The organism is Streptomyces sp. NPDC005722 (assembly GCF_040630935.1).
Taxonomy (GTDB): domain Bacteria; phylum Actinomycetota; class Actinomycetes; order Streptomycetales; family Streptomycetaceae; genus Actinacidiphila.
The window spans coordinates 1-25,386 of sequence record NZ_JBEXYN010000073.1 but is presented as its reverse complement, the minus strand read 5'-3'; the positions used below and the strand labels follow the sequence as shown (position 1 = coordinate 25,386).

The window sequence follows — 25,386 nt, the reverse complement described above, 5'->3', positions numbered from 1 at the left end:
CCCCGCCGATCCTCGGCGGGGCCTTCGCGACGTCGGGGGGCGGGGCGTCAGGCGATCTTCTTGTAGCGCAGGGCGACGTAGTTCGAGGCCGGGTGGCCGCCGATGTTGCCGCTGTAGACGTTGGCGGTGGAGTAGTTCATGTCCGTGGAGGTGCTGCCCTCGGCGTAGTAGTAGAAGGTGCCCGCGTCCTGGTTCTTCCAGCCCGCGAAGAGGACTGCGTGGTCGGAGAAGTCGTTCAGGGCGTCACCGGGCCGGAGGTCGGCCTTGCTGATCTGCGTGCTGACGTTGGGGAGGGTCTCGGTCGTCAGCGAGCTGGTGAGGTGCCAGGTCATGGAGACGAAGCCGGAGCAGTCGGTGCGGTACGTGTGGTCGCCGTCGACGTCCGTGGCGTAGGCGCTCTGGCTGTACTGGATGTTGCGGTTGTACCAGTCCTTGGCCCGGGCGATGACCTCGTTGCGGTAGATGGTGCCGCCCTGCACGGACTTCGGCGGGGCCGGCGCCACGTAGGCGCAGTTGTTGGCGTAGGCTGACAGCAGGCTCTGGGTCCAGCCGGACGCGTCCACCGGGTCGTCGGAGTGGTAGGCGATGTCGCTGCCGTCACCGTCGGTGGGGTCCACGTCGTGGTACCAGTACATGCCGCCGTTGGTCCGGCCGTAGTAGAGGCCGCCGCCGGGGGAGGAGAGCGAGTCCACGGCCGACCAGCCGCTCGACTTCAGGACCGAGCTGTCCCAGTCGTCCACGCCGTTGATCTTGTAGCTGAGCAGCCGTCCGTCCGCGGTCGAGGCGACGATCCGGTCGTCGCCCGCGGCGGCCAGCGTCTTGAGGACGAAGCCGGTGTCGATCACGACGTGCTGGCCTATGTGGGCCGACCCCGAGGGCTTGGCCTGCGACACCAGGTACTGGTGGAGCTGGCCGTCGACGGTCCCGTAGAGGTGACCGGCGCCGTCGTAGACCAGCTTGTCGAAGGTCCAGCCGCCGTCCCAGATCTTGACGACGCCCGCGAGCGTGAGGGACGTGTTGTTCGTCTGCACGTCGACCCGGTAGAGGTCGCCGGCGGTCGAGGTGACCAGGACCGTGTTGAAGTTGAGGGCCGCCATCGTCTTGGGTGTGAAGCCGAGGTTCGGGCCGATGAGCGTCTTGACGCGGTCGCCGGTGTTCGGCTCGATCTGCGTGTACGTCAGACGGCCGTCGGACAGCGTGCCGTACATCGACACGTCACCGGTGCACGACGCGGCGGCGGCCGCGGTTCCGGCGGTGGTGGCGACCAGGCCGAAGGACATCGCGCTGACGGCGACCACGGCGGCGGCGGTACGGCGGACGGCATGGCTCAGCTTCATGACTTCTCCTGCGGTGGGTGGTTCGGGCGGTGACGGCACACCCCTGGCCCGGACAGCTGCCCTGCAGGTGCAGCTGTGAGGGATGTCGGGGGTGTGACGCCCGGTGGCAGGAACCACTCTTGTCGCAGGTCACGCGGGTGGGAAGAGAAGCCGGATGGACGCAAGGGTCCTTGGCCTGTTGCGTCCTGACGGCCCGTTCGGTCCTCCAGGCCGACCGCACCGTGCGCTCGGCGGTGGTCGGGGTACGACGACACGACGCCGTGGCGCGGGAGTCGCGCCACGGCGTGCGGCTGTCGCAGTGTGGCCGCACCCGGGCGGGGAGACCCGGGTGCGGCCGGTCGGGCCTCAGCAGGTGGCGTTCAGACCCGCCCAGTTTGCGCGGTCGTTGTAGCCGCCGTCGCCGGCGTCGCCGACCACGAGGTCGAGCACCCGGACGCCGGTCAGGTCGACGTCGGCCTCGCGGACATCGTCGCGGTTCAGCACACCGCTGTCGAACAGCACCTTGCCGTCACCGATCACCTGGAAGGTCGAGGTGCCGCCTTCCGGGCCGACGTTGCGCACTGCGTCGTCGATGCCGACGGTCGTGGTGAGCCGGCTGCACTGGTCGCCGAGGTAGTAGCGGATGGTGGAGGGCGAGGCGACCCCGACGCCGGTCGGGTAGACCTTGCTGAGCATGCTGATCGGGGACCAGCCGCCGACGCTCAGGTCGACCGTGGGGCTCATCCAGCCGCTGCTGGCGCTGATCCACTGGTGGTGCGAGAGGGCGACGTCACCGTGCGGAGCCGCCGGTGCGACGACCAGTGCGGTGGACGTGTCCTGCCGCTGCCGTCCCTTGCCGACCACCTGGTACGACGTCGCGGCGGTCAGCGTGGCGCTGCCCGGCGCTGCCGTCGCCGGCAGGGTGACCGTGAAGGCGAGGGTCGCGGAGCGGTTGGTGGCCAGCAGCAACGGCGCCTTGCCGACCGGACGGGCGGTCCACCCGGTGGGCACGGTCAGCTCGACACGCGGGGTCAGGACCGGCTGCGTGCCGTCGTTGCGGACGGTGACCTCGACCCGTGCCTGGTCCCCACCGGCGACCAGGGGAGCGCTTCCGGCCGGCACCGCGTCCGAACCGACCTGCGTGACCTGCGGCAGACCGGCGACGACGTGCGGAAGACCGAGCTTGCCGGTGGCCCGGCCGACCCGGATCAGGGCCGCGCCGTGGGCCGGGACGGCGGCACTGATGGTGCCGGCGCTCTCGGTGACCTGGTTCGTCCAGGCGTTCTTCAGGGTGAACCGGTTGCCGGAGAGCCCGACCGACGACGCCTTCGTGGTGAGGGTCGCCGGGCTGTCGCCCCGGTTCAGCAGGACCACGGCGCGGTCACCGTCGGCCAGCCGCTTCACCCAGGTCTCCGTGGTGCCGGCGGGGCCGACACGCACGGCCTGGACGACGGCGGGGTCCTGGTTGATCGCGAGTACGTCGGGGTCGGAGAGGGTGCTGATCGAGGTCTTGCCCAGCTTGGTGACGTCGCTGCCGATGATCAGCGGGGCGGCCGCCACCGACCAGAGCGTCATCTGGGTACGGAACTCCTCGTCGGACATCCCGTGTTCGGGACCGAGGTAGTCAGGGTCGTTGAAGTGCCCGGGACCCGCGGCCTCGGGGTGCCGCGCGTTCGCGTCGTAGTTGCGCAGCACGTCCTTGAACTTGATCTCGTCGACGAAGCCCACGTCGGTGTACGTCCGCCAGGACTGCGCGATCTTCGGCGCGTAGGACCAGGAGTACGTCGACTGCTGCTCCTCCGGGTAGTTGCCCCAGTCCGGGGAGGTCACCGGGTTGCAGAGGTTGAAGATCATGGGGCGCTTGGCGGCGTTGTTCCGCAGCGCCTGCGCGAACTCGGTGTAGACGGTCTTCGGGTCGAGGTCCGCCGCGATCCCGCAGAGGTAGTCCACCTTGACCGCGTCGAACTTCCACGCCGCGAACTGGTCGGCGTCACGCTGGTAGTGACCGCCGCTGCCGAGCCCGCACTTGCCCGGGATGTACGGGCCGGCGTCGGTGTAGATGCCGGCCTTCAGGCCCTTGGAGTGGATGTAGTCGACGAGCGGCTGCAGGCCGTCCGGGAACTGGGCGGGGTTGGGCGTCAGGTCGCCGGCCGCGCTGCGCGGGGTGGGCGCCGCCCAGTTGCCGTCGATCCACACGTACTCGTAGCCGGCGTCGCGCAGGCCACTGCTGACCAGGAAGTCGGCCGTCGACCTGATCTCGGCGTCGGTCGGGTCGCCACCGAACGCGTAGTAGGTGTTCCAGCCCATGTACGGAGTCGGGCTCAGCACCTCGGCGGCTGCCGGTGCCTTCACGCCGGCGGTGGCGGTCGCCGGGGCCGCCTGGGCGGGCGCCTGGACGGCCAGCAGGCCGGTCGCGAGGGCGAGGAGAGCGGTGAGACGTCTTTTCACATCGGATCCTTCGCTGTCCGATCGCGCAGGCACGCGGACCCGTCCCGGTCGTGGGTCCGGTGCTGCCCCCGGGGGAGGGACGGCGGGCGGTTCCAGGACGGGTCCGTGGCCGGATGCCTGCGATCTTGTTGGCAGGATCCTGGAGCGGTTGAGGGCTGGTGTCAATAATAATTCCTAAATTAAGAGTTACTCCTCGGGTTGAGCGGGCTGCCTCGATGCCGTCTGTCACGAACCGCGCGCTTTGGCCACCGACATGACACATGAGCGGCTACGTGGGATCCGTCCCACGTCCGGGCAGCGTCCACGGGGCAGGCACCAGTTCTGAGCGCCGGGTGAACGAAAGCCCCGCGCGGGCGGTTTGCGCCCGGCGCCCGACGGGCGACATGCCACCGCCGCCGGACGGGCGTCAACGCCCGTCCGGCGGCGGTGTCGCCGGCCTGCGGTCCTACCCGCGGATGCTGCCGATGAACTCGGGTGCCGCGATGCTGCCGGCACGTTGCACGACGACGAGGATCTTCCGGCCGTGCTTCCGGTCGATCACCGCGTCGTCGGTCTTCGTCGCGGTCGCCCCGGGCGCGAGGCTGCCCGCGAGAGGCGCGGCCCCGTTGCGGAACGTGCCGGATGTGGCGATGGCCGCCTCTTCGTTGGCGCTCATGACGAGTGTGGAGACCTCGCCCAGGTCGGCCGGCGTGTCGCCGCCGTTGGTGAACCGCAGCTTCGCCCGGAACTGATGGCTCCTCGGATCGGCCGGACCCTCTTCGTCCGTGAAGTCGGTGAAGATCCGCGCCTCGGTGACCGTGACCTTCAGGCCGTCCGCCCAGGTGTACGTCGTTCCGAAGGTGATGTCCTCGGCCGGATCCACCGTGTCGATCCGGCTCGCGCCGGGTGTCGGCCCGGCCCCGACGTCATCGCCGTTGCCGCAGGCGGTGAGTGTGAGCGCGGCGGCAAGCAGGACACCACCGATGATGTGCGTACGCATGTCGGCCCCCCGTAGGTCGTGCATCCGACCATATGGGGCCGGATCGGGCTCCGATACCCATGGTGACAAGGCTGTGACGCCCCGGTGACGGAGGCGGCGCAAGCCGCCCTGATCCCCCGAGAGTTTCTCGAGGTCGGCGTCGTTGGCTGACCGACCCCGGTCCGTCGTGATCGCAGATGCGATAGAAATGTGCCCCGAGGCGGTCGCGACGTGTCCGACGGGGGAAGTGCACTTGCCGGGCGCCTGGGACGGCCTGACGGACCGACAGGGGGTTGTCGTCACGGGCCGCACCGCCACCGCCTTCGCCGTACGTCTGCGTCGGGACGCAGACCACGCACGCCACGTCGGCGGCATGGATCTGCACCGTTACTTCGCTCCACGGGAGTCGACATGAGCAAGCACCCCAGCACGGGGGAGCACGGGCACGATCTCGCGGCGTCCGCCGCCGGCCGGCCTGCGCGACGGCGACGGCTGTTCGTGGTGGCCGGCATCACGGCCGCACTGTGCGCCGGCGGCATCACCGCGGCGGCCGTCGTGACGTCCGGAGCGCGGGCGGAGGACGGGAACAGAGCCATGTGCGCTCACACGTTGACCGCCGGGGCAGACCTCAGCGAACCGCCCGTGGAGGTCACGAAGGACTTCGACGTACAGGACGCCACGCGTACCTGCGCGGCCACCTGGCTGCAGATGTGGCAGGGCACGCCGCAGCCGGCCCGGTTCGCGGCGTGCTATCTGCCGAACGCGCAGGCCGATCGCGGTGTGTCCTCCGGTTCCGGCGCGCCCGTCGTCTATCCGGCGGACGGCTTCCCGACGGACGAGGCGGCCTGCGCGTCCATCGGCTCGAAACCGGTCGTGGGTGACTGAGGCGACCGGGACTGCCACGTGCCGGCGCGGTCCGGAGTTCCCTGCGACACCGCGGACGGCGCCGCCGGGACGTCACGGAAATGGGTGGCGGGCGGCTGTCGATCCGGGCGGGTCGTGTTCGACGTGATGATGTGCGGCGCTCCGCCGTACGACGACGCGACAGGACCCGATGGGGAAGCACGTGGAACAACTGCTGAGAGTGATGAACTTCAACGTCTCGAGTGACGGCATCGGAGCCGGCGAGGAGCAGAGCCTGGACAGGCCGTTCGGCTGTGACCGTCCCGAGCGGCTGTTCGGCTGGGCCGGCGCGACGGCGAGCTGGCCGATGCGCACCGATCCCGGCGGGAGCCGGGGTCTGGACGACTACTTCACACGGGACTTCGCCCGCAACATCGGGGCCGAGATCATGGGCCGCAACAAGTTCGGGCCGCAGCGGGGGGCCTGGCAGGACCACGAGTGGCGTGGCTGGTGGGGAGCGGAGCCGCCGTTCCGCACGCCGGTGTTCGTCATGACCCACCACACGCGTCCTTCGTTCACGCTCTCCGACACCACGTTCCACTTCGTCGACGGCGACCCGGCCACGGTTCTGGAGCGGGCGCGCGCAGCGGCGCAGGGCAAGGACGTCCGGCTCGGCGGCGGGGTCACCACCGTCCGGCAGTTCCTGGACGCCGGCCTCGTCGACACCCTGCACGTGGCGGTCGGGCCCGTGGAGCTCGGATCCGGGCTGCGGCTGTGGGAGTCGCCCGACGAACTGCTGGACCGCTTCCACCTGGAGGTCGTGCCCAGCGCGAGCGGTGTGCGGCACCACCTGTTCTGGCGCAGGTGACACGACGGGCCCAGCCGGGCGCGGCCATGGCCGCGCGGGGGCGTCCGCCCGGCGGACGTCCTTCGCGCGGCCATGCCGGTCCATCGCCGCAGCGCCGACGCCCGGCCGGCGCCGCATGCCGGAAAGGCTCCCCACGGGCCGGGCTCCCAGGCCGTCGGACGGGCTGAGCGGGTACGGGCGAGCGGACACAGCACCCCGCACGATGAGTGACGCCGTGGGGCGAGCCGAAGGGGCACGCGCGCCGCCCTCCCCTCCGGCGGAGGCCGCTCGCCGGACGACCCCGCGCGCAGGATTCAAGCCGGCCGGGGCCAAGGCAGTGAACTTGGCGCCGCCCCCATGCGGCCCCAGGTGTCCTATGCGATCAATGGTTAGGCGAACGCTGCACGGCCTTCGCATTCCGCGTTCCCTCAGTCGGTCCGTACTGAGGGCGAAGGGAGTACGCAGTGATACGTCTGGGCAGGGTTCCGGCAGCCGTTCTCGCGGTGGCGATCAGCGCCGTGGCGGCTCCGCAGGCCACGGCCGCGTCGGTCAGCGACCAGGAGATCGCTTTCGTGAGGGCCGTCCACCAGGGCAACCTCGCGGAGATCGCGGCCGGGCAGGACGCACAGGCACACGCGACGACGGCCTGTGTGAAGGAGGTCGGCGAAGTCCTCGTGCGCGACCACACCAAGCTCGACGCGGACGTGAAGGCCCTCGCCGCCGAACTCGGCATCTCGCTGCCCGCCGGCCCCAGCGCCACGCAGGACCAGGAGCTGGCCTCCGTGCGGGAGAAGTCCGGCTCGTCGGCGTACGACGCCGCGTGGTTGAAGATCAACGATGTCGGCCACGTCCAGACGCTCGCGCTGATCGACCAGGAAGTGGAATCGGGTGCGAACGCCGAGATCGTGGCCGCGGCCAAGGCGGCCCGGCCGGTCGTGGCGATGCACCTGCAGATGGTCGAGGGCGGCACCTGCCACGCATCCATGGACACGGGCACCATCCACGCCGGCAACGGCGGGCAGGTCGCCGCGGCCCGCGACGCCTCCTTCGGCACCCCTGCGGTCGTCGGTCTCGCCGGTGGTGCGCTGCTGGCCGGCCTCAGCGCCGGATGGCTCGTACGGCTCCGGCGCCGGAGCGCCGCCAACCGTTGACACCCTTTCCCGGGCCCCGTGCTGCCACTGCGCTGGCCGCCCTGGGCACTGCCGCGGGTGTGGCCGCCATGGTGACGGGCTGGGCCCTGCTCGGGGGACCCGCTCCTGCCGGTGACGTGGGCAGCCTGCGGCAATCGCCGAGTGCCGTCGCGTTCGACGGCCTCACCCCCTCGCCTCCCGTCGCGATCCGCGGGCCCGCGGGCTTCCACGCCGATGTGGTGCCCGTGGCGGCAGCGTTGGACGGCAGCCTGAGGCTTCCCAAGTCCGGGCGTGTGGGCGGCTGGTGGGCCCTGGGCGCGGCGACGGGTTCCGCCGGGGGTACGACACTGATCGCCGGCCATGTGGACACCCGGCGGGAGGGAATCGGTGCCTTCGCGGCTCTCCTCACGCTCGAACCGGGAGCCGGCATCGACGTGACCACTGCCGGCGGCCACGTCTATCACTACGTCGTCGTGGCCCGGCGCACCTATGTGCAGGGAGGTCTGCCCGCCGCGCTCTTCACGCGCGACGGCCCGCCCCGCCTGGCGCTGGTCACCTGCACCGGTGCCTACCACCGTGCCGAGGGCGGGTACGACAGCACGCTCGTCGTCTACGCCACCCCGGATGAGCGCCGCAGCGCTCCGAGCGCCGGGGCGTAGTACGAAGCGCGGAAGGCCCGGCGCGTCGAGGGACGTCCGCCGGGCCTTCGCGTGCGGGTCAGCCGGCGGGGGTGGTCTCCGCCGGAGCCGTGGCGGGCGCGGGGGTCTCCGCCGGGGCGGCGGGGGCGACGGCCTGCTCGACGGGAGCGGCGGGGGCGGCGGCCTCGACCGGGGCCGCGGGGGCCTGCTCCGGAACCGGCGGCACCGCGGGAGCCGCGGGGGCCGCGGGCGCAGCCACGGGCGCGGGGGCCACCGGAGCCACCGGCGCCGCCACGGGGGCTGCGGGCGTCACGGCGGCGGCCGCAGCCGCAGCGGCGGCTGCTGCGGCCACGGCCTCCTCCGCCGCCTTCGCCTCGGCGGCTTCCTCGGCCTCGATCTCCGCGGTGTGCTTGGCCACGAACGCCTCGCCCAGGACCTCGCGGGCCTCCTTGAGGTGGTCGAGTTCCACCTCGCCGTTCTCGGCGACGTGGCCCTCCAGGGCCTCGAACATCCTCTCCACCGGCTCGTGCGAGCCACCCAGGCGCTGCTCGGCGTAGACCGCGACACCCAGCTTCAGGAAGAGCTCGGCCGTGCGACGGTTGACGGTGAAGTCGTGGATGGCGTCACCGCCCGCGTCAAAGCCCTTCTCGATGACTTCGAATGCCTTCTTGATGAGACTCACGCTGTGCTCCCCTGCACGTGCCTGTCGCACGACTGCCTGACGGTGACCTGATCTGACGTGAACTGAACTGCTCTGTACCGCAACTGATCGAGCGAGCCGGTCCGCGCCGAACCCTATGGCAGATTCCGGCCCGCTGTGCAGCCGACCCGCCCCAAACCGTCCCGGCCGGGGGGCGCTTGACGGGACGACGGACGTCACACCCGCACAACCGGCGTCCCAACACCGTTGACCGCCACGGACGTTCCGCCCGTTCCGGACGCGGGCGTCAAGGGGAACCGTTTCATCGGGCGCCGTGTCCTCCTTCACATGTGGTCCGTGCGGCGGATCCACGTGTGAAGGGAGAGGGCGATGGGTGAGGTACGTGAGGGGGCACGGATAGGGACCTGGGCGGTCGTCGGGGTGGTCTTCCTGGCGGTGCTGTACGTGATCGGGGCGTTCGCCTTCGGCAAGGCGGCGTGGATCACCGCGCCGTTCCGCGGTGAGGTGGAGGAGCGCGAGAACACCGTCGCCTCCGGCGAGTTCCGGCAGACGACGTACGAGGAGTTCTTCGACCTGTGCACGGCCGTGCAGAACGCCGAGGGGACGATCCAGGTGCTGCAGGAGGAACGCAAGGCGGCTTCGGAGGTCCGTACCACGCAGATCGACCAGTCGATCACCGCGCTGAAGGCCACGCGGATCGAGTCGGTCAACACCTACAACTCCAAGGCCGCCCAGGAGCACCGCACGCCGTTCCACGACAAGGACCTGCCGTACCGGCTTGACGTCACCGCCGAGCACACGACGTGCGCCAACTGATCCCCGCCATGCTCCGGAGAAGAGGGCAGCCCCGCATGAAGAAGTTCGCACGCATGTCCCTGGCGGCCGTTGTCGCGCTCGTCCTGGGCCTCGTCCTGGCGTCCTGCACCGAGTCCAGCCAGGACAAGGAGAACAAGGCCAAGCAGGACAACTACGACCGCCTCGTGGCCCAGCAGCCTGCGGGCCGCATGGAGTACTCGCCGACGCGTGAGGCGATCAACCAGTGGATCACGACGTGGGGGAAGCGCGGCAAGCTCTCCTACGTCTACATCCAGAACGCCAACGGCGAGTACGGCTACTTCGTCATGAAGGGGCTGCCGGTGCCGCGCTGCAAGATGCTCACCCCGACGGAGAGGGTGGAGTCCTCCTCCGAGGGGCTCGCGGTCCTGGCGCAGCCCGGCATGGACGGCACGTACACGACGGGCTCCACCTGCAACGCCTACTACGGGTTCGACGCCACGACCAACGCGTACATGGAGTTCACGGTCGGTACGAACCAGTCGTTCTTCCTCTTCGACAAGCCCATGACGATGCCGGAGTACGCCAGCGCGAAGCAGCTGGGCCCGACCTCGGTCAAGGACGTCGCGCAACAGCGCTGAACGGCATGGACCGGGGGACGGGAGCCGCTCTCGGCCAGTCCCCCCGCCCCCCGTTCCTCGCCGGCCGGGGCGCCCCCTCGCGGGAAGCACGGGGCCGAGCGCACCACGATCCACGGTGCCTTCCCCGGTCCCCGCGAGGGCCCGCACCCGCGCGCTTCCCCTCGGATCGGCGCGCGGCGCGGTCCGGGGGCTCAGTTGGAGCGGCGGATGCGAGCGGCCTCGCGGGCCGCGGCCATCTGGCGGGCCTCGGCCTGCTTGCGCGACTCGCGCCCGGGACGGGTGCCCAGGCCGCGGAACGGGGCACCACCGCGGGCCGGCGCGCCGGCGGCCGGCGCTCCGTCGACGGGGACGCCCGAGGGGGCCTGGGCCCCGGTGATCCGGCTCAGCGCCGCCTCGCCCGAACGCACCTGGGTGATCGTGGGCCGGATGCCCGCGTCCGACATGAGCTTGGCCACGTCGCTGCGCTGGCCGGTGGTCACGAGGGTCACCACCGTGCCGGACCGGCCGGCCCGCGCGGTCCGTCCGCCACGGTGGAGGTAGTCCTTGGAGTCGCCGGGGGGATCGACGTTGACCACGAGGTCCAGGTCGTCGACGTGGATTCCGCGGGCGGCGACGTCGGTGGCCACCAGGGTCGTCACCGCTCCGGTCCTGAACCGGGCGAGCGCCCGGGTACGCTGCGGCTGCGACTTGCCGCTGTGCAGGCCCGCCGCCGGAACTCCCGAGGCCTCCAAGTGCCGGGTGAACCGGTCGACCGCGTGCTTGGTGTCCAGGAACATGATCACCCGGCCCTCGCGGGCGGCGATCTCGGTGGCGGTGGCGTACTTGTCGGCGGCGTGGACGTACAGCACGTGGTGCTCCATGGCGTCCACGGTCGCCGCCGAGGGGTCGACCGAGTGGACCACCGGATCGCTCAGATAGCGGCGGACCAGGAGGTCGATGTTGTCGTCGAGGGTGGCCGAGAACAGCATCCGCTGGCCGCCCGCACGCACCTGGTCCAGCAGCTCGGTGACCTGCGGCAGGAAGCCCAGGTCGGCCATCTGGTCCGCCTCGTCCAGGACCGCGATCCGCACGTGGTCCAGGTGGCAGTCACGGCGCGCGACGAGGTCGCTCAGGCGCCCCGGCGTGGCGACGACGACCTCCGCCCCCGCCCGGACCGCCGCGACCTGCCGGCCGATCGAGAGGCCGCCGACCACGGTGGCGAGCCTCAGGTCCAGCGCCGCGGCGTAGGGGGCGAGCGCCTCCGTGACCTGCTGCGCCAGTTCACGGGTGGGCACCAGGACCAGCGCCCGGGGCCGCTTGGGTTCGGCTCGTCGTCCCGCGGCGGTACGGGCGAGCAGCGGCAGGCCGAAGGCCAGGGTCTTGCCCGAGCCGGTGCGTCCCCGGCCGAGCACGTCCCGGCCGGCCAGGGCGTCCGGCAACGTGGCGGACTGGATGGGGAACGGCTCGTGCACACCGAGGTCGGTGAGGGTCTTCAGCAAGGCCGGCGGGAGGGGGAGCTGCGAGAACGCCGTCACGGGCGGAAGGGCCGGGGTCACCGTCTCGGGTGCCGCGAAATCCCCCCGCGCGGCGACGGGGCGCACCTTGCCGCCGGAGTTGCCGGGAACCCGCGCGCGGGTACGGCCGGCTGGACCGGAGCGGTCGTCGTTGCGGGGCGAACGGTCCATGGGCGAACCTTCCTCGACGGGGCACGCATCGAGGGAGTCCCCGGCGGATTGTGCGGCCGGGAAGTCGCCGGAACGAGCCGAAGACAAGACGGAAAGCGGCAGCGGGCCCTCCTGTCCATGCGGCGCGGGGCCCGGCTGCGTCGTGCGTGCCGACGCCGGGTACGGACGTCCGCGGGATCGCACTTCCCGGCGAGTTTACCCGCCCGCTCCCGTTCCCCCGGCGAGTCCGCGGCCCCGCACGCGGCCGAAGGCCCGGCGCAAGGCGTAGCCGACGGAGGCGGCGATCGCGTCGAAGCTGTGGTCGGTGTCACGCCGGCGCCGGGCGGCGAGGTCCCTCCGCCGGCGGGTGAGGTACGCGCCCGGCGGCGTCACGGCTGACGCCGCGGAGGTGATGCGCGGGGCCGTACAAGGCCCGGCGGGAAGTCGCCCCTCCGCGGGGTCACGGCGCGACGAAGCCGTCCCTCACCCGTTGCCGTACTGGCTAGTGGCGGGTGGCGAGTCGCTCCAGCAGGGCGGCGCTCTGTGCCAGCAATGCCCGCTCCTCGTCCGTGAGTTCGGCCTCGATGGCCTGTGCGAGCCACCCGGCCCTGCGGCCGCGCTCCGCTTCGAGTGCGGTCCGGCCGGCGTCCGACAACTCGACCAGCGACTTGCGGCCGTCCGTGGGGTGCGCCCGTCGCGTGATCAGGTCCTGCTCCATGAGCAGACCCACCGCCCGGGCCATCGACTGGGGGCGTACGCGCTGATCGACGGCGAGGTCGCTGGTGGTCATGGCGCCGTTGCGGTCGAGTGCTCCGAGTACCGCGACCTGGCCGAGCGGGATGCGGTCCTCGTTCTTGACGCGTCGGGTGAGCTTGCCCATCGCGGTGCGCAGGTCGGCGGCGATGGCGGCGGCTTCCGGGGTGGGCATAGGGCACTTTACCCCGTTGGCCGGCAAGGCTGAGCATCACACCTGTGCAGCAATGCTGTACAGCAAAACTGCGCAGCATTGCTGTATGGTTCTGATCGTCGGGCTCAGCGCCAGCGTTGTCGCAGCCGGGGCCACGGCACACGACAACGGGAAGGACCTCCCATGACCGCCACGGCAGTCGGAACCGTCAACGCCGTCATCGAAACCGTCACCGCCCGCCGGATCATCGACAGCCGTGGCAACCCCACGGTCGAGGTCGACGTCGTCCTGGCGGACGGCTCCCTGGGGCGCGCGGCTGTCCCCTCCGGCGCCTCCACCGGCGCCCGGGAAGCCGTGGAACTGCGCGACGAAGACCCCGCGCGCTGGCACGGCAAGGGGGTCGACCGCGCGGTGGCCCACGTCAACGGGGAGATCGCGGCCGCCGTGCGCGGCCGGGACGCCGGGGAACAGGCGGCGCTCGACGCGGCGCTGCTCGCCCTCGACGGCACCGCCACGAAGTCCCGGCTCGGCGCCAACGCGATCCTCGGCGTCTCCCTCGCCGCCGCCAAGGCCGCCGCCGCGGCCCACCGCGAACCCCTCTACCGCTACCTCGGCGGCGCCGGCGCCCGCCTCCTGCCGCTGCCGATGATGAACATCGTCAACGGGGGCGCCCACGCCGACAACCCGCTGGACTTCCAGGAGTTCATGATCGCACCGGTGGGCGCCGACACCTTCGCCGAAGCCGTCCGCATGGGCAGCGAGGTCTTCCACACCCTGCGCCGCGATCTGCTGGCCGCCGGGCATTCCACGGGCGTCGGCGACGAGGGCGGTTTCGCCCCCGAGCTGCGTACCGCCGAGGAGGCGCTCGACTTCGTGACTGCCGCCATCGAGCGCACCGGCTACCGCCCCGGCGAGGACATCGCCCTGGTCATGGACCCGGCGTCGTCCGAGTTCTTCCGCGACGGGGTGTACGACTACGTGGGCGAGGGGGTGCGCCGCACCCCCTCCGAGCACGCCGACTACCTGGCCCGGCTCATCGACGGCTACCCGGTCGTCTCCATCGAGGACCCGATGGCCGAGAACGACCTGGACGGCTGGCGCGAGCTGACCGCCCGCGTCGGCGACCGCTGTCAGCTCACCGGCGACGACGTGTTCTGCACCAACGCGACGCTGCTGCGGGAGGGCATTCGTTCCGGCGTCGGCAACTCGGTCCTGATCAAGGTCAACCAGATCGGGACCCTGAGCGAGGCGCTGGCCGCGGTGGACATGGCTCACCGGGCGGGCTGGACGGCCGTCATGTCGCACCGCTCGGGCGAGACGGAGGACACCACCATCGCGGACCTGGCGGTGGCGACCGGCTGCGGTCAGATCAAGACCGGCTCGCTCTCCCGCTCGGACCGTACGGCGAAGTACAACCAACTGATCCGGATCGAGGAGGAGTTGGGCGACGCAGCGCGCTTCGCGGGCCGTTCCGCCCTGTCGGCGGGCGTGAACGGCGGGCAGGTGTAGCGGCCACCCCCGGCCCCCCGGTCACGGTCGGGGGGCCGGCACGGTGGTGAACGAGGAGGCCGGGGCGTCATGAGTGGTCGCGGGCCGGTTCCGGTGCGTCTCGCGACGTCTGCTCATGCCGGGGGAGCAGGAGCGGGGTGGCCAGGATCAGCAGTCCCGCGACCGTGAGAGCGGTACGCGGGCCGGTGGCGGCGGCGAGCAGTCCGGCGAGCGCGGTCAGGACGGCGATGGACGCCTGCTGGCCGATCGACCAGGCCGACAGGGTGCGGGCGACGAGGTGCCGGGGGGTGCGTTCGAGCCGGTAGGTGGCGAGCACCGGGCTGTACAGGCTCATGCTGATGATGATCGCCAGCTCGACCGCCATCACGGTGACGAGGCCGACGGCGCCGGGACGGACGAAGGCCAGGCCGATCAGCCAGACGGCGCGCAGGGTTCCGACGGTCCGGAAGACCCGGTGCCTGCCGAAGCGGGACACGACACGGGGGGCCAGCCGCGACCCGATGAGTCCGCCGAGGCAGGGGACGGCGAAGGCGAGGCCGTACTGCCAGGGCGCGAACGCGAGCTCGCGCAGCAGGAGGACCGCCAGCAGCGGCTCGGTGGCCATGATCAGGCCCGCGACGAGCAGCTGGTTCAGGTAGAGCGCCCGCAGACCGGGATGGCCCATGATGTGCCGCCAGCCGTCGAGCGCGGCGCCCGCCCGGAACGGGCTCTTCCCGGCCGTGTGCGGCGCTTCTTCATCGCCGCGGATCGCGGCGAGGGAAAGCGCGGAGAGCAGGTAGCTGAGCGCGTCGGCCACCACGGTGGTGACCGGCCCGAACAGGCCGATCGCGGCCCCGCCCAGCGGCGGCCCCACCGCGATGGAGCTCCAGTTCGTCGACTCGAACCGGGCGTTGGCGACGAGCAGGTCGTCCGGCCGGACGAGGGCCTTGAGGTAGGCGCCGCCGGCCGCGTTGAACGCGATCTTGGCTGCGGCGACCACGACCGAGACCAGGAGCAGGTGAACGAAGCCGAGCCGGCCGAGGGCGTAGGCGAGCGGGATCGTCGCCATGGCCGCGAACCGGGCCAGGTCCATCGCGATCATCACTGGCCGCTTGCGCCGGAACTCCACCCACGGCGCGAGCGGCACCGCGATCAGCGCACCGACCGCGGGCCCCACCGCGGACAGCGCGGACACCTCCGCCGGTCCGGCTCGCACCACCAGTACGGCGAGCAGCGGCAGCGCGCCGAACCCCAGCCCGGACCCGTACGCGCTCACGGCGTACGCCGCCCACAGCCAGCCGAACCGCCGGCCCAGCGTTCTTCCGCCCACCATGATCAGCGTGCTCTCCTCGAGGTCCACCCGCACAAACCGGTGTTGACCGGGAGAGCCAAGCGGCCAGGACAACGGCAGGTCAAACAACCGGACCGCCGGCCGCCCACAACCATCGGTTGTTCACTAAGGTGGGGCGGCGTGGACTTCGAAGCAGTGCGTACCTTCGTCGCCGTCGCGGACGCGGGCCAGTTCCAGAAAGCCGCCGTCGACCTGTCGGTCACCCAGCAGGCCGTCTCCAAACGCATCGCCATGCTGGAGCGCACCCTCGGGGTGCGGTTGTTCACCCGTGCCGCACGCGGCGCCGAGCTCACCATCGACGGGCAGGCGTTCATGCCCCACGCCCACGAGTTCCTGCGTGTCGCCGAGCGTGCCCGCGCGTCCGTGCGCCCCGGCCGCCGTCCGCTGCGCGTCGACGTCATCGCCTCGCGCAGCGCGCAGTCGGGTCTGATGCGCGGCTTCCACCGCGCGCACGCCGGGATCGAGCTCGACGTGATGATGCTGTTCGACATCGAGACGGCCGTCGCCGCCCTTCGCTCCGGTGCGATCGACGCGTCCTTCCGCGCCGTCGCCGCGCCCGGCCGGCCCCTTCCCGAGGACATCGAGTCCGTCCGGGTGCTCGACGAGCCGCTCCAGCTCCTGACCGGCCCCGCCCACGCGCTCGCGGACGCCCGGTCGGTGACCGTCGCGCAGCTCGTCGGGCACCGTATCTGGATGCCCGGCATCGCCCCCGGGACCGAGTGGGGCGCCTACTACGACGACCTCGTCGCCGAGTTCGGCCTCACGATCGAGGCGACCGGCCCCAACTTCGGCTCGGACGCGCTCCTCGACACCATCTCCGACACCCCGGCCCTGGCCACCTTCATGGGTGAGCACAGCCGCCTCATCTGGCCCGCCGACCACGGCCTGCGCCGCATCCCGGTGACCGACCCGACGCCCGTGTACCCGCACTCGCTCCTGTGGCACCGGGACAACCCCCACCCCGCACTGGCCGCCCTCCGCACCCACTTGGCCGCCACGACCGCAGGCGAGGACGCCGCCGGTACCTGGGTACCGAGCTGGGTGATTCCGCGCTGACGTTCGACGGGGCAGTCCGCCGCGGCCCCGGGCGGCCGGAGGGCCCCTCACCGTGCAGGAGTTCGAGGTTCGCTGACGCGTTCACACCCGCCTTCCCGGTGATGTCGTCAGCTCGTGCCCTTGCCTGCCATGACCTGCGGTGATGCTGTCGCAGGCCGCTTGTGCCGACGGCTCTGCGGTGCGCATCCGCACCTGGACGAGTCGCGCATATGATCGCAATCCGCTCATACTGACACGTAAATCCGAAGCCGGGTCGTGGCGGCCCGGCGGATCCGAGGCACGGTCATTCGTATGAACTCCAAGACCAAGTACACGCTCGCGATCGCTGCAGCCGGGTGGACGTTTCTCGCGTCCCAGTGGTCCGGCAAGGGGTGCGACTTCGTCCCGCAGTCCTACGCTCTGGTGATCTCCCATGGCATGCCGGCGAACGGTGAGGGCTGCAAGGCCCAGACGGACGGACCGCAGTACACCGACCAGTACTCGAAGTGAGGCACAGGGGGAGGCTCGCCGTCGGAGTCCCCCCGACGCCCGGTCGCCGTCGCCCGCATGGGCGTGCGACACCCGGTGGAGTCAGCCGGGGGTAAGGGCGGGCCGTCGTTCAGCGGCGGGCGTCCCGCAATCGCTCGTGCTGCTTGCGCGCGACGCCCTCGGGTACGGGCGTCGGCTCGCCGGGGCCTTGCGCGAGCAGGTACACGGACAGGGTCCCGCCCGTGCGGACCACCGACTCCACGTTGCCCTTCCCCTCCGGCGCGCTCAGGTTGGTGATGAGGTAGGAAACCGCCTCGTCGCCCGCCTTCACCGGGGCGAGTTCCTTCACGCTGAACCCGTAATCCCAGCCGGCGGCGGGCATGGCCTGGAAACGCGCGCATCCGGGCAGCGCGCCCTTGAGGTCCGCGACCCAAGCCTGTGCCTCGGCCGGGGTGTGGCTGCTCAGCGCCAGGCTCCCCGACGTCTCACCCGCGCCGTCGCGCACACCGTCCAGCACCTCCCACACCAGCGCCTTCCGTGCATGGTGAGGACGCACGCTCATCAGGTCCGCCAGCGGCTGGCACTCCCGCGGTGACGCCGTCACGACGTCGTCCTGGCCGAACAGCGGCAGACCCGGTCCGACGTCGGCGGTGAGCCCCGGAACGTCCGAGTCCCGCAGCAGCGCCTTCGACAGCTCATCCTCGGTCAACGGCTTCAGGTCGGCGGACGTCGCCACGGTCGCCCGGTCGTCGCAGCCCGCGCACATCGCCACGACCGCCGTCAGGGCCACCGGGACAAGATGACGCACCAGACGTCGCATGACGAGTTCCCCCACACCGACACAACGAGCCCGACCCCCGAACCCCGGCCAAGACGATCACGATACAACGGCGACCGCGGGCCGAGGCCTCGGGCCCGGCAGATCGTCATGCCCCGTGATGGCCTGGGTCGAGCGCGAACCGGACGGACCGGATGCGACCGTCGGCCGCGAACTCGCCGAAGGCGATGACTCGGCTGACGGGTGCTCAGCGCCTCGTCTCGTACCTGGTCAGGATCACGCCGTGCGGAAGCGTCCGCGTCTCCAGCAGGTTCAGGTTCACCCAGCCGTCCAGCACGGTGAAGAACGGCGTGCCGCCGCCCACCAGGACCGGCGCGGTGAGCAGCACGTACTCGTCGATCAGCCCGGCCCGCATGGCCGCCCCGGCGAGCGTCGCGCCGCCGACGGCCATCGGGCCGCCGTCCTCGGCCTTGAGCCGGGTGATCTCGGCGACCGCGTCGCCGGTGACCAGACGGGAGTTCCAGTCGACCTTGTCGATCGTCGAGGAGAACACCACCTTCGACATGTCCCGCCAGCGGTGCGCGAACTCGATCTGCGCCGGGGTGGCGTCGGGCTGCTGGTCGGCGGTCGGCCAGTGGGAGCTCATCGTCTGCCACAACTTGCGCCCGTACAGCGACAGGTCGGTCGCCGGCAACTGGTCTGACCAGAACTGGAACAGCTCGTCGCTCGGCACGCTCCAGCCGATGTCGTCGCCGGGCGCGGCGATGAAGCCGTCCAGGCTCAGGTTCATGCCGTAGATCAGTTTCCGCATGGCGTCGGCCTTCCGTGAGTCGGTCTCACGCGTGCAGACCGGCACGGCGCGGGAAACTCATCGGTGCGCACGGTCAACGGCGCACCCGGTAGCAAAGGTGAAGCACCCGGTCGCCCCGGATCACCACGTCGGGATCCTCCAACAGGTGCTGCGGCGGCCATCAGGCGCCGGGCCTGGGCGGCCAGGACCAGTTGCCGGTCTGCTCGCCGAGGTGCCGGGGCGTCGCCCAGTACAGGTCTGGGCCGTCGAGGTGGACGTGAAGGCTGCAGGCGGCCCGCGGGGTATCGCCCCAGACGCGAACGATGACCGCGGGGTACTCCTCGCGGGCCTTGACCGGTTGCCGCGGGCGCCGGCCTCGTCTCGCTCGCGGGCGATGGCGCGGACGTCGTCGGCCGTTAGCCGGTACAGGACGGAGCTGCCGACCGTCGGGCCTGCAGGTGAGCAGAAGATCACGGGCTCGGACACGAGGGTTCTCCTGGGACGGGGCCACGCAGACGTAGCGCAGCAGTTGACCGAGCAACGAATGTGTCGATTTCCCTGCAACGTGGCTTGTCGCGGCATAAGTTACGTGTCCTTAGGAGGGCGTCATGACGACCACACTTTCCAAGGGCGGCAATGCCTCGCTGCCCGGCGACTCGTGCCGGGTGTCCATCACCACTGCCACAGGGGGCATCGACGTGTGCGCCGTGCTCCTGTCCGAGAGCGGCAAAGTACGTAGCGACGAGGACCTGGTCTTCTACAACCATCCCGCTCAGGACGGCATCGCCCTGGACGGGCAGTCCATCAGCGCGGATCTCGCAGCACTCCCGTCCACAGTGGATCGGGTCGCCATCGTTGCCAGCATCGACCCTCAGCTCAAGACGACGCACTTCAATGCATCCAACACTCCGCAAGCGGTCATCATTTGCGGCAACGTTCGCCTTGCATTTATTCCCCCACCGTTCAACCAAAAGGAGACCGTTGCAGTTCTAGTCGAAATCTATCGACGTGCCGAGACGTGGAAAGTCCGGGCTGTCGGTCAAGGTTGGGATACCGGGCTTGCAGGTTTGGCAACGGACTTCGGAGTCAGCGTTGACGACGACGCGGACACCACACCGTCAACCGCCACATCCGCGCCCGACCTCCCGGCGTCGGCGATTAGCCTTGAAAAGGTCCAACAATCGGCACCGGGCCTCGTAAACCTCTACAAAGCCGCCAAGGTCAGCTTGACCAAAAGTGGAATTATTGGACAGCGCGCAGCCGTCTACCTGGTCCTGGATCACTCGGGGAGCATGGGCGGTTTCTACGACGACGGCACCATGCAGCATCTCGCCGAACAGTCCCTTGGACTCTCCGCGAACCTAGACGACGACGGCACCGTACCTCTGGTGTTCTTCTCGCATAAGGTCGATCTAGTGTCTGATGTGAGTCTCAGCAACTACAAGGGCCGAATCGACGCCCTCCACAAGAAGCTGGAATGGGGTGGCACATGTTTCGCGCCAGCGATGAGCGCCGTCATCAATCACTACAGAAAGACGGGCTCAGTTGACCCGGCCTTCGTGATCTTCCAGACCGACGGAGATCCATTCGATCGCGAGGAAACAAGAGCCCTCCTACGCGCGTCCAGCACGCTACCGATTTTCTGGCAGTTCGTTGGCTTCGGCCTGAGTCGCGACCTGCGATTTCTCCGCAGCCTAGACACTCTTGGCGGACGAGCAGTAGACAATGCCGGATACTTCGGCGCCGGACAGAATCCTAAGGCGCGATCGGACGCCTCTCTATACGACCGCCTCATGAAAGAGTTTCCAGACTGGATCAGAGTCGCACGGGGCGCTGGAATCCTCCGCTAGTACTTCAGCAGGATTTCGGTGTCTGACCTGCGGGTTTCGCTGAGCGGCTGGAGTTTAGCGGGCCAGGAGAGGTCAGGGATCGCTTTCGGTAGGCGGTCCCTCGATCGTGCGACAGCGACGTAAGTAGTGGCAGTGTGAGGGGCAGCCTGCCCACGTGATCACCGCGCGCGTCGCCGAGCAGTGGGACCTGGAACTGGACGATCTCTTCGTGACCATCGGCCATCGCTTCGGCCGAGTGGAACTACGCCGCCGCATGCGCGACTACGTACGTGGTCTGCTCGCCCCGATGACCCGTAAGAACAGCTGGCAACTGGCTGAGCAGGCAGGTCACACCACTCCTGACGGGCTGCAGCACCTGCTCGCCGGAGCGAAGTGGAACCCCGACGACATTCGCGATGACCTGCAGGAATTCGTGGCGGACAAGCTCGGTGGCAAAGATGGGGTCCTCGTCATCGACGACACCGGGTTCGTCAACAAGGGCGTCACTTCCGCCGGAGTTCAGCGCCAGTACTCCGGGACTGCGGGCCGCACCGAGAACTGCCAGATCGGCGTCTTCGCCGCCTACGCCACGAGCATGGGCCGGGCCCTGATCGACCGCGAGCTCTACCGTCGAGCCCGGCCAGGCCCTTGCTGGACTGGAAGGTCTCCTCGACTGTCCATCTGCGTCCTGCCACTTTTACGAGGGTAGACAGCGGCACTCTCGTTGCTGAGTAGCAGCGGTAGAAGGCAAGTTCCCCTGTGCGCCGGTTGCGGCGGACGAGTAGGTGGCGGTGGCCGGGCCGGTCGTCGGCGATGTCGGCCAGAGCCCAGTCGTAGAAGCGGTGCCCTTTGGCTCCGGCGCCGACGGAGAGCTTCTGCCAGGCGCACCTGGCCGCCGACGTCGCCGGCGGCGACCTCGACCACGCGGTCATCCGCGAGGCCGTGCGCCGTGGCCACGGCTGCCTCGACGCCGTCGACGAAGTGGAACGGAGCCTCGGGGTGCCAGCCCTCGGGCCTGCCCCGGTGGGTCACGACGACGACGTGGTCGATCCCGCCCGGAGGTTTCCCGTCCCAACCGTCCGTCATGTCGAAGACGTGGCGGCCGACGACCGTCACCCCGATCCGGTCCCAGTACGGCCGGGTGTGGTCGTAGGACGCCTGCGACACCTTCAGCGCGCCGCTCCCGTCCAACGGGACGTCACCGCCGGACAGCCAGTCGAACAGGGGCCCGGGCTGGTCGTTCTCGTCCGCGACGAAGCCGTCCACCGACACCGAGCCGTACATGACCACCTTGCCCACGGGGCTCTCCTCTGCTTCGGGGAGCCCCAAATTGGCGTGTCGTGACCCGCGTGCTCCCGACGTCGAACACGGGCGGCTCCTGCCGACGCACGCTCACGCGTGGTCTCCCAACGAGCCGGCGAGGAGCGGGCCGACGATCCCGGGCGCTTCCACCTGGGGGAAGTGGCCGACCGCGGGAGCCTCGTCCAGCACGGTGAGCGTCGCGTGAGGCACGACCTCGCGGATCCGGGGAATCACATGTGCGCCGCTGACGGGGTCGGCCGGTCCCCAGATGAAGTGCTGCTCGCCCTGGTAGGTGCGCAGTGTCCCGGTCCAACGGGCGCTGTTCTCCCTGCGTTCCTCCATGTAGTGCAGAAGCGACGGCAGGACCCTGAGGCCGGCACGTGAGCGTGCTCCGAGCCACATGTCGTGCAGCAGACCGACCGGAAGGGGCCGTTCACCGATCAGGCGGTCGATGGCGGCCGTGAACTTCACCTCGTCCACGTGGCGCGCCACCTCCGCGCTGCCCGGCCTGGAGAGGATCTGCTGCTCGGGGATCGGATGATGCAGGTCGGGCCAGATACCCCCGTTGAACCACGTCATGGACGTCACCCTGGCCGGATTCCGGGCCAGCAGTTCCTGCCCGACGGACACCCCGTAGTCGTGGGCGACCAGGGCAGTCGCCGCACAGCCGGTGAACCGCCAGACGGCTTCGATGAGGTCGGCCTGCTCAAGAACCGAGTACGCATGGGGATACGGCTTGTCGCTCTCACCGAACCCGAGGAAATCCGCCGTCGTCACACGGCATTCGGCGGCCACGAGGTGGGGGATGACTGCGGCCCAGTCGTGCGAGGACGTGGGGAACCCGTGCAGCAGCGTCACCGGATGACCGGATGCGGGGCCGTCCTGTCGCACGAACACCGCATGCGGGAATCCGGGCAGGGACTGGCGACCGCCCCCGGCGATCCACTCCTCGCGGGACTGAAAGGTGTCGGTCATGCTCATTCCTGCACGTAAATTGCGGAGAGTGGCTTCCGGAACCCTGCGAGAGGGGACGGAAAAGATGGCGCCCTTTCGTCGATCATGGTGTCCGGCTCGTCGCGGCGCATCTCGAGGCGTCCCACGAGCCGCGAGCCGAGATCTTGCCGGCCTTCCAGCTGAGCTCGCGTAGGCGGTCGGGCGGATGACACCTCAAGTGCGTTGACCCGTGCGTCGGCCGGATGTGCGAAGGGTGGGGTCCGCGGCCCTCCGGCATCGCGGACCCCACCCTGGTGCGAGGTAGGGAAGAGGTCTCAGGTCACCATCGGTACCAGCGGCGCCGTCCGCCGCCTTCGGCGGCCCGGAAGACGAACCCGAGGAGCCACACCACCAGCACGATGATGGCGATCCACCACAGGGCCTTGAGGGCGAACCCGGCGCCGAACAGGATCAGCGCCAGCAACAGGACCAGAAGCAAAGGAACCATTGTGTATACCTCCTGACCACGCGTCTGCCCCGAAGAGCCCACGACATGCGGGGTCGGTACGACGGGGGCACTCGGCGCTCAGGAGTCCTCGTCGGCGCTCCGATCGCGGTGAGCGGGGGAGCGGCGGGCCTCCTTGAGTTCGGCTTCGTAGAGATGGTCCCGGCCCTCGGCGAGGTCGTCGACCAGGCTGCGTTCCAGGTCCGCGAAGGGGTGGTAGTACGTCCGGTCGTACGCCTCGACGATCTGGAACGTCCAATGCCCGGGGATGACGTCGCGTCCCACGATCTCCCGTTCCACGGCGTCGGCGTGCGACGCGTGACCAGCTTCCCGCAGCAGCCGGACGGCGCGGTCGAGTTCGAGGTCGGCGGTTCCCGTCAGCTGGTGGAAGGCGTACAGGTGGCCGCGGGCGCGCTCGGTGGTCTCCAGTGCCTTGGACAGGGAGCCCAGAGCCTCGACCGTCCGATCGCTCACCCCCGGGGGACGCAGGTGACCGGCGTCCGGCGGCCGCTGAGGTTCTTCGCTCACCTTGTCGTCATGCCACCCCGAGCTTCCGGCGTACCCTGCGTTACCCCATGTGGGCGGGCCGCCGGGGGATGGTCGGTGACACCGCCCGGCCGTCAATCAGGGCCGGGGTGACAGCGCGGGCACGGCGTGACCTCAGGCATACGGAGTGCGATCTCCAGCTCGTGCCGGCTGATCCAGCCGCCCGCTGCGTCCGGGCAGTCGCCACGGTGGACGACGGCGCGCAGGGTCCCGCCCTTGGGCACGTGTTGCAGGCGGAAGCCGATGTCGCTGTCAGCGGAGGGCTCCGGCTTTGGTGACGCAGGGGCGACGCCGCCCTTGGCCGCCTGTTCCGTACTCTCGCGGATCTTGGCGTCGACAGCGTCGAGCTGCAGCTGCAGGTAGAGGCGGATCACCTGTAGCCGATCCAGGTCCGGAGGCAGGTCGCCCACATGATCGACTTTACGGCGGGTGGGAGTGCCGGGCCAGCGGACGGGAACGACCGAGGTCCGCCGGGCAGCGCTGACAGGACATGGGCGGCCCGGTGCCCTGTCGGCGGAGCCGCCTACTGTGTCGGCCATGGAGACGATCTACCAGACATGGGCCGAGACCGTCGCTCTGTTCGAGCGTCGCGGCTTCCCGCGGGAGACCTACGGCAATCTGGACGAGGAGGAGTACATCCTGCACCCGGGGCCCGCGGCACTGCCCGGTTCGCTCTGGCTGGACGATCACCAGTACCGGCACCGGAACCCCTGGATCAACGCGGGCGGACGACCCGAGTACGAGGGCTTGGACGGCGCGGTCACCGGATACGTCATCGACGGCGACCTTCACGTGGACGGCAACATCCTCAACCTGGACTACGGCAGCCCGGCGCTGATCGTCCTCGGCGATCTGAAGGCCGCCAACCTCGTGCTCACCGGCACCTCGCACCTACTGGTTCACGGCGACATCGAGGTCGAGACCTTCGTCGGCACCTCCACCGAACAACACGTCGAGGTCCTCGGTGACCTCCGTGCCGGGCTGGCCATCATGTGGGACGAGTTCCTGCCCGAGGTCGGCGGACGTGTGCGCGGGCGGGCCCTGGTGCCCGACTACGTCGACCTCGACGGCTGTGGCCTCGCGGTCGAGGATCCGGCGCCACGCGCGGGCCTGTCCGACCTGCTGCTGCCGGAAGTCCTCCTGGGTGACGGCGACGCCCCCGGTGAGGATCTCCACCTCGCGGACGCGGGTCTGCTCCACGACCGCATGATCGACCGGATGGTGCGGGGGCTCCCCGTCCTCCGCGGTGGACGTACGGTCCCTGCGTTGCAGGAGCTGCCGCAGAAGGGGTGAGGGGTCGTCCGGCAGACGGCCCGCAAGTTCAGTTGCCACTCGCGGCGCCGTCCTTGTGCGACGGCAACCGCCGACCCCAGCCCTCGGCTCGGGAAGGGCGAACGCACGACCGCATGCGATCGGCACGCGAACGACGGCCGGCCCCGCGACGTGTGTCGCGGGGCCGGCCCCCCGGGGGGGGGCCGGGCGGGCCCCCTGGAGGGGGCCAGGGTGGGGGGGTCGGGCCGGGGCGGCGCGGAGG

At 70.4% G+C, this 25,386-nt stretch carries 25 protein-coding genes and 3 pseudogenes; 12 read left to right on the top strand and 16 right to left on the bottom strand.

Translation table 11 applies throughout. The annotated features are described in order from the left end of the window. Positions 1-47: 47 nt before the first annotated feature. The 3 genes from ABZ479_RS39860 to ABZ479_RS39850 all read right to left on the bottom strand — a co-directional run bounded on the left by ABZ479_RS39860 (position 48) and on the right by ABZ479_RS39850 (position 4,743). Positions 48-1,337 (bottom strand): tachylectin-related carbohydrate-binding protein, encoded by a 1,290-nt coding sequence (locus ABZ479_RS39860; RefSeq protein WP_500466150.1) that lies wholly within the window; start codon positions 1,335-1,337, stop codon positions 48-50. 345 nt (positions 1,338-1,682) lie between these two features. Further along, positions 1,683-3,764: an NPCBM/NEW2 domain-containing protein gene (locus tag ABZ479_RS39855; RefSeq protein ID WP_500466149.1), complete on the bottom strand. Its 2,082-nt coding sequence runs from the start codon at positions 3,762-3,764 to the stop codon at positions 1,683-1,685. Positions 3,765-4,209: 445 nt separating this feature from the next. Next, complete coding sequence (locus ABZ479_RS39850) at positions 4,210-4,743, bottom strand: hypothetical protein (protein ID WP_500466148.1); 534 nt, start codon at positions 4,741-4,743, stop codon at positions 4,210-4,212. Positions 4,744-5,133: 390 nt separating this feature from the next. On the opposite strand from ABZ479_RS39850, the gene ABZ479_RS39845 reads away from it, so the two are divergent. The 4 genes from ABZ479_RS39845 (at position 5,134) to ABZ479_RS39830 (ending at position 8,201) form a co-directional block, all read left to right on the top strand. Beyond that, positions 5,134-5,607 carry a hypothetical protein gene (locus ABZ479_RS39845; RefSeq protein ID WP_500466147.1) on the top strand — a complete coding sequence of 158 codons (474 nt, stop codon included), beginning with the start codon at positions 5,134-5,136 and terminating at the stop codon, positions 5,605-5,607. A gap of 181 nt (positions 5,608-5,788) precedes the next feature. Next, positions 5,789-6,433 (top strand): dihydrofolate reductase family protein, encoded by a 645-nt coding sequence (locus ABZ479_RS39840; protein ID WP_500466152.1) that lies wholly within the window; start codon positions 5,789-5,791, stop codon positions 6,431-6,433. A gap of 482 nt (positions 6,434-6,915) precedes the next feature. Continuing rightward, entirely contained in the window at positions 6,916-7,563 is a 648-nt protein-coding gene (locus ABZ479_RS39835; RefSeq protein WP_500466146.1) for a DUF4142 domain-containing protein, read from the top strand. A gap of 68 nt (positions 7,564-7,631) precedes the next feature. Then, positions 7,632-8,201: a class F sortase gene (locus ABZ479_RS39830; RefSeq protein ID WP_500466145.1), complete on the top strand. Its 570-nt coding sequence runs from the start codon at positions 7,632-7,634 to the stop codon at positions 8,199-8,201. Between the two features lie 58 nt (positions 8,202-8,259). Here ABZ479_RS39830 and ABZ479_RS39825 read toward each other — a convergent pair whose 3' ends face one another. After that, a complete protein-coding gene (locus ABZ479_RS39825; RefSeq protein ID WP_500466144.1) occupies positions 8,260-8,862 on the bottom strand; it encodes a hypothetical protein in 603 nt (200 codons plus the stop codon). Positions 8,863-9,210: 348 nt separating this feature from the next. Between ABZ479_RS39825 and ABZ479_RS39820 the strand changes: the two genes are divergently transcribed. Both ABZ479_RS39820 and ABZ479_RS39815 read left to right on the top strand, forming a co-directional pair. Continuing rightward, complete coding sequence (locus ABZ479_RS39820; protein ID WP_500466143.1) at positions 9,211-9,657, top strand: hypothetical protein; 447 nt, start codon at positions 9,211-9,213, stop codon at positions 9,655-9,657. A 35-nt stretch (positions 9,658-9,692) separates the two neighbouring features. Further along, positions 9,693-10,256 carry a hypothetical protein gene (locus tag ABZ479_RS39815; RefSeq protein WP_499605723.1) on the top strand — a complete coding sequence of 188 codons (564 nt, stop codon included), beginning with the start codon at positions 9,693-9,695 and terminating at the stop codon, positions 10,254-10,256. A 191-nt stretch (positions 10,257-10,447) separates the two neighbouring features. Here the strand turns inward: ABZ479_RS39815 and ABZ479_RS39810 are convergent, their stop codons facing one another. The 3 genes from ABZ479_RS39810 to ABZ479_RS39800 all read right to left on the bottom strand — a co-directional run bounded on the left by ABZ479_RS39810 (position 10,448) and on the right by ABZ479_RS39800 (position 12,827). After that, on the bottom strand, positions 10,448-11,920 hold the full coding sequence (locus ABZ479_RS39810; RefSeq protein WP_500466141.1) for a DEAD/DEAH box helicase: 1,473 nt from the start codon (positions 11,918-11,920) through the stop codon (positions 10,448-10,450). Between the two features lie 195 nt (positions 11,921-12,115). Further along, positions 12,116-12,292, bottom strand: coding sequence for a hypothetical protein (locus ABZ479_RS39805; protein ID WP_500466140.1), 177 nt, complete (start codon positions 12,290-12,292; stop codon positions 12,116-12,118). A gap of 109 nt (positions 12,293-12,401) precedes the next feature. Further along, positions 12,402-12,827 (bottom strand): MarR family winged helix-turn-helix transcriptional regulator, encoded by a 426-nt coding sequence (locus tag ABZ479_RS39800; protein WP_499605725.1) that lies wholly within the window; start codon positions 12,825-12,827, stop codon positions 12,402-12,404. 162 nt (positions 12,828-12,989) lie between these two features. On the opposite strand from ABZ479_RS39800, the gene eno reads away from it, so the two are divergent. Then, on the top strand, positions 12,990-14,315 hold the full coding sequence (gene eno / locus ABZ479_RS39795; protein WP_500466139.1) for a phosphopyruvate hydratase: 1,326 nt from the start codon (positions 12,990-12,992) through the stop codon (positions 14,313-14,315). Between the two features lie 67 nt (positions 14,316-14,382). On the opposite strand, the gene ABZ479_RS39790 is transcribed toward eno, so the two are convergent. Beyond that, positions 14,383-15,627, bottom strand: coding sequence for an MFS transporter (locus tag ABZ479_RS39790; RefSeq protein WP_500466151.1), 1,245 nt, complete (start codon positions 15,625-15,627; stop codon positions 14,383-14,385). Between the two features lie 138 nt (positions 15,628-15,765). Here ABZ479_RS39790 and ABZ479_RS39785 point away from each other — a divergent pair, with 138 nt between their 5' ends. Next, a complete protein-coding gene (locus tag ABZ479_RS39785) occupies positions 15,766-16,701 on the top strand; it encodes a LysR family transcriptional regulator (protein WP_500466138.1) in 936 nt (311 codons plus the stop codon). Positions 16,702-16,992: 291 nt separating this feature from the next. Further along, positions 16,993-17,190: a hypothetical protein gene (locus ABZ479_RS39780; RefSeq protein ID WP_500466137.1), complete on the top strand. Its 198-nt coding sequence runs from the start codon at positions 16,993-16,995 to the stop codon at positions 17,188-17,190. A gap of 109 nt (positions 17,191-17,299) precedes the next feature. Here ABZ479_RS39780 and ABZ479_RS39775 read toward each other — a convergent pair whose 3' ends face one another. Continuing rightward, on the bottom strand, positions 17,300-17,989 hold the full coding sequence (locus ABZ479_RS39775; RefSeq protein WP_500466136.1) for a hypothetical protein: 690 nt from the start codon (positions 17,987-17,989) through the stop codon (positions 17,300-17,302). Between the two features lie 205 nt (positions 17,990-18,194). Further along, positions 18,195-18,758, bottom strand: coding sequence for a dihydrofolate reductase family protein (locus ABZ479_RS39770; protein WP_500466135.1), 564 nt, complete (start codon positions 18,756-18,758; stop codon positions 18,195-18,197). A gap of 587 nt (positions 18,759-19,345) precedes the next feature. Between ABZ479_RS39770 and ABZ479_RS39765 the strand changes: the two genes are divergently transcribed. Together ABZ479_RS39765 and ABZ479_RS39760 are read left to right on the top strand one after the other, a co-directional pair. Beyond that, positions 19,346-20,587: a VWA domain-containing protein gene (locus ABZ479_RS39765; protein ID WP_500466134.1), complete on the top strand. Its 1,242-nt coding sequence runs from the start codon at positions 19,346-19,348 to the stop codon at positions 20,585-20,587. A 157-nt stretch (positions 20,588-20,744) separates the two neighbouring features. Continuing rightward, positions 20,745-21,194, top strand: a pseudogene (locus tag ABZ479_RS39760) (IS701 family transposase); the annotation flags it as partial. 1 nt (position 21,195) lies between these two features. On the opposite strand, the pseudogene ABZ479_RS39755 reads toward ABZ479_RS39760, so the two are convergent. From ABZ479_RS39755 to ABZ479_RS39730, 6 genes and pseudogenes are all read right to left on the bottom strand, one after another. Beyond that, a pseudogene (locus ABZ479_RS39755) lies at positions 21,196-21,453 on the bottom strand (IS701 family transposase); the annotation flags it as partial. After that, positions 21,383-21,865: pseudogene (locus tag ABZ479_RS39750) on the bottom strand (dihydrofolate reductase family protein); the annotation flags it as partial. The pseudogenes ABZ479_RS39755 and ABZ479_RS39750, both read right to left, overlap by 71 nt. Positions 21,866-21,958: 93 nt before the next feature. Further along, positions 21,959-22,849 (bottom strand): alpha/beta fold hydrolase, encoded by an 891-nt coding sequence (locus ABZ479_RS39745; RefSeq protein WP_500466133.1) that lies wholly within the window; start codon positions 22,847-22,849, stop codon positions 21,959-21,961. Between the two features lie 292 nt (positions 22,850-23,141). After that, positions 23,142-23,309 carry a DUF5670 family protein gene (locus ABZ479_RS39740; protein ID WP_018561957.1) on the bottom strand — a complete coding sequence of 56 codons (168 nt, stop codon included), beginning with the start codon at positions 23,307-23,309 and terminating at the stop codon, positions 23,142-23,144. A 78-nt stretch (positions 23,310-23,387) separates the two neighbouring features. After that, a complete protein-coding gene (locus ABZ479_RS39735) occupies positions 23,388-23,834 on the bottom strand; it encodes a hypothetical protein (protein ID WP_500466132.1) in 447 nt (148 codons plus the stop codon). 92 nt (positions 23,835-23,926) lie between these two features. After that, positions 23,927-24,262, bottom strand: coding sequence for a DUF6233 domain-containing protein (locus tag ABZ479_RS39730; protein WP_500466131.1), 336 nt, complete (start codon positions 24,260-24,262; stop codon positions 23,927-23,929). Between the two features lie 127 nt (positions 24,263-24,389). Here ABZ479_RS39730 and ABZ479_RS39725 point away from each other — a divergent pair, with 127 nt between their 5' ends. Beyond that, complete coding sequence (locus ABZ479_RS39725) at positions 24,390-25,145, top strand: bactofilin family protein (RefSeq protein ID WP_500466129.1); 756 nt, start codon at positions 24,390-24,392, stop codon at positions 25,143-25,145. The last annotated feature ends 241 nt before the right edge of the window (positions 25,146-25,386 follow it).

What these genes read in the sequence shown, in the direction of transcription:
- ABZ479_RS39850 (WP_500466148.1), bottom strand. Translation starts at nt 4,743, where the DNA reads ATGCGTACGCACATCATCGGTGGTGTCCTGCTTGCCGCCGCGCTCACA.
- ABZ479_RS39740 (WP_018561957.1), bottom strand. Translation starts at nt 23,309, where the DNA reads ATGGTTCCTTTGCTTCTGGTCCTGTTGCTGGCGCTGATCCTGTTCGGC.
- ABZ479_RS39820 (WP_500466143.1), top strand. Translation starts at nt 9,211, where the DNA reads ATGGGTGAGGTACGTGAGGGGGCACGGATAGGGACCTGGGCGGTCGTC.
- ABZ479_RS39765 (WP_500466134.1), top strand. Translation starts at nt 19,346, where the DNA reads ATGACGACCACACTTTCCAAGGGCGGCAATGCCTCGCTGCCCGGCGAC.
- eno (WP_500466139.1), top strand. Translation starts at nt 12,990, where the DNA reads ATGACCGCCACGGCAGTCGGAACCGTCAACGCCGTCATCGAAACCGTC.
- ABZ479_RS39775 (WP_500466136.1), bottom strand. Translation starts at nt 17,989, where the DNA reads ATGCGACGTCTGGTGCGTCATCTTGTCCCGGTGGCCCTGACGGCGGTC.
- ABZ479_RS39725 (WP_500466129.1), top strand. Translation starts at nt 24,390, where the DNA reads ATGGAGACGATCTACCAGACATGGGCCGAGACCGTCGCTCTGTTCGAG.
- ABZ479_RS39790 (WP_500466151.1), bottom strand. Translation starts at nt 15,627, where the DNA reads ATGGTGGGCGGAAGAACGCTGGGCCGGCGGTTCGGCTGGCTGTGGGCG.
- ABZ479_RS39810 (WP_500466141.1), bottom strand. Translation starts at nt 11,920, where the DNA reads ATGGACCGTTCGCCCCGCAACGACGACCGCTCCGGTCCAGCCGGCCGT.
- ABZ479_RS39815 (WP_499605723.1), top strand. Translation starts at nt 9,693, where the DNA reads ATGAAGAAGTTCGCACGCATGTCCCTGGCGGCCGTTGTCGCGCTCGTC.
- ABZ479_RS39745 (WP_500466133.1), bottom strand. Translation starts at nt 22,849, where the DNA reads ATGAGCATGACCGACACCTTTCAGTCCCGCGAGGAGTGGATCGCCGGG.
- ABZ479_RS39770 (WP_500466135.1), bottom strand. Translation starts at nt 18,758, where the DNA reads ATGCGGAAACTGATCTACGGCATGAACCTGAGCCTGGACGGCTTCATC.
- ABZ479_RS39860 (WP_500466150.1), bottom strand. Translation starts at nt 1,337, where the DNA reads ATGAAGCTGAGCCATGCCGTCCGCCGTACCGCCGCCGCCGTGGTCGCC.
- ABZ479_RS39800 (WP_499605725.1), bottom strand. Translation starts at nt 12,827, where the DNA reads ATGCCCACCCCGGAAGCCGCCGCCATCGCCGCCGACCTGCGCACCGCG.
- ABZ479_RS39845 (WP_500466147.1), top strand. Translation starts at nt 5,134, where the DNA reads ATGAGCAAGCACCCCAGCACGGGGGAGCACGGGCACGATCTCGCGGCG.
- ABZ479_RS39830 (WP_500466145.1), top strand. Translation starts at nt 7,632, where the DNA reads ATGGTGACGGGCTGGGCCCTGCTCGGGGGACCCGCTCCTGCCGGTGAC.
- ABZ479_RS39780 (WP_500466137.1), top strand. Translation starts at nt 16,993, where the DNA reads ATGAACTCCAAGACCAAGTACACGCTCGCGATCGCTGCAGCCGGGTGG.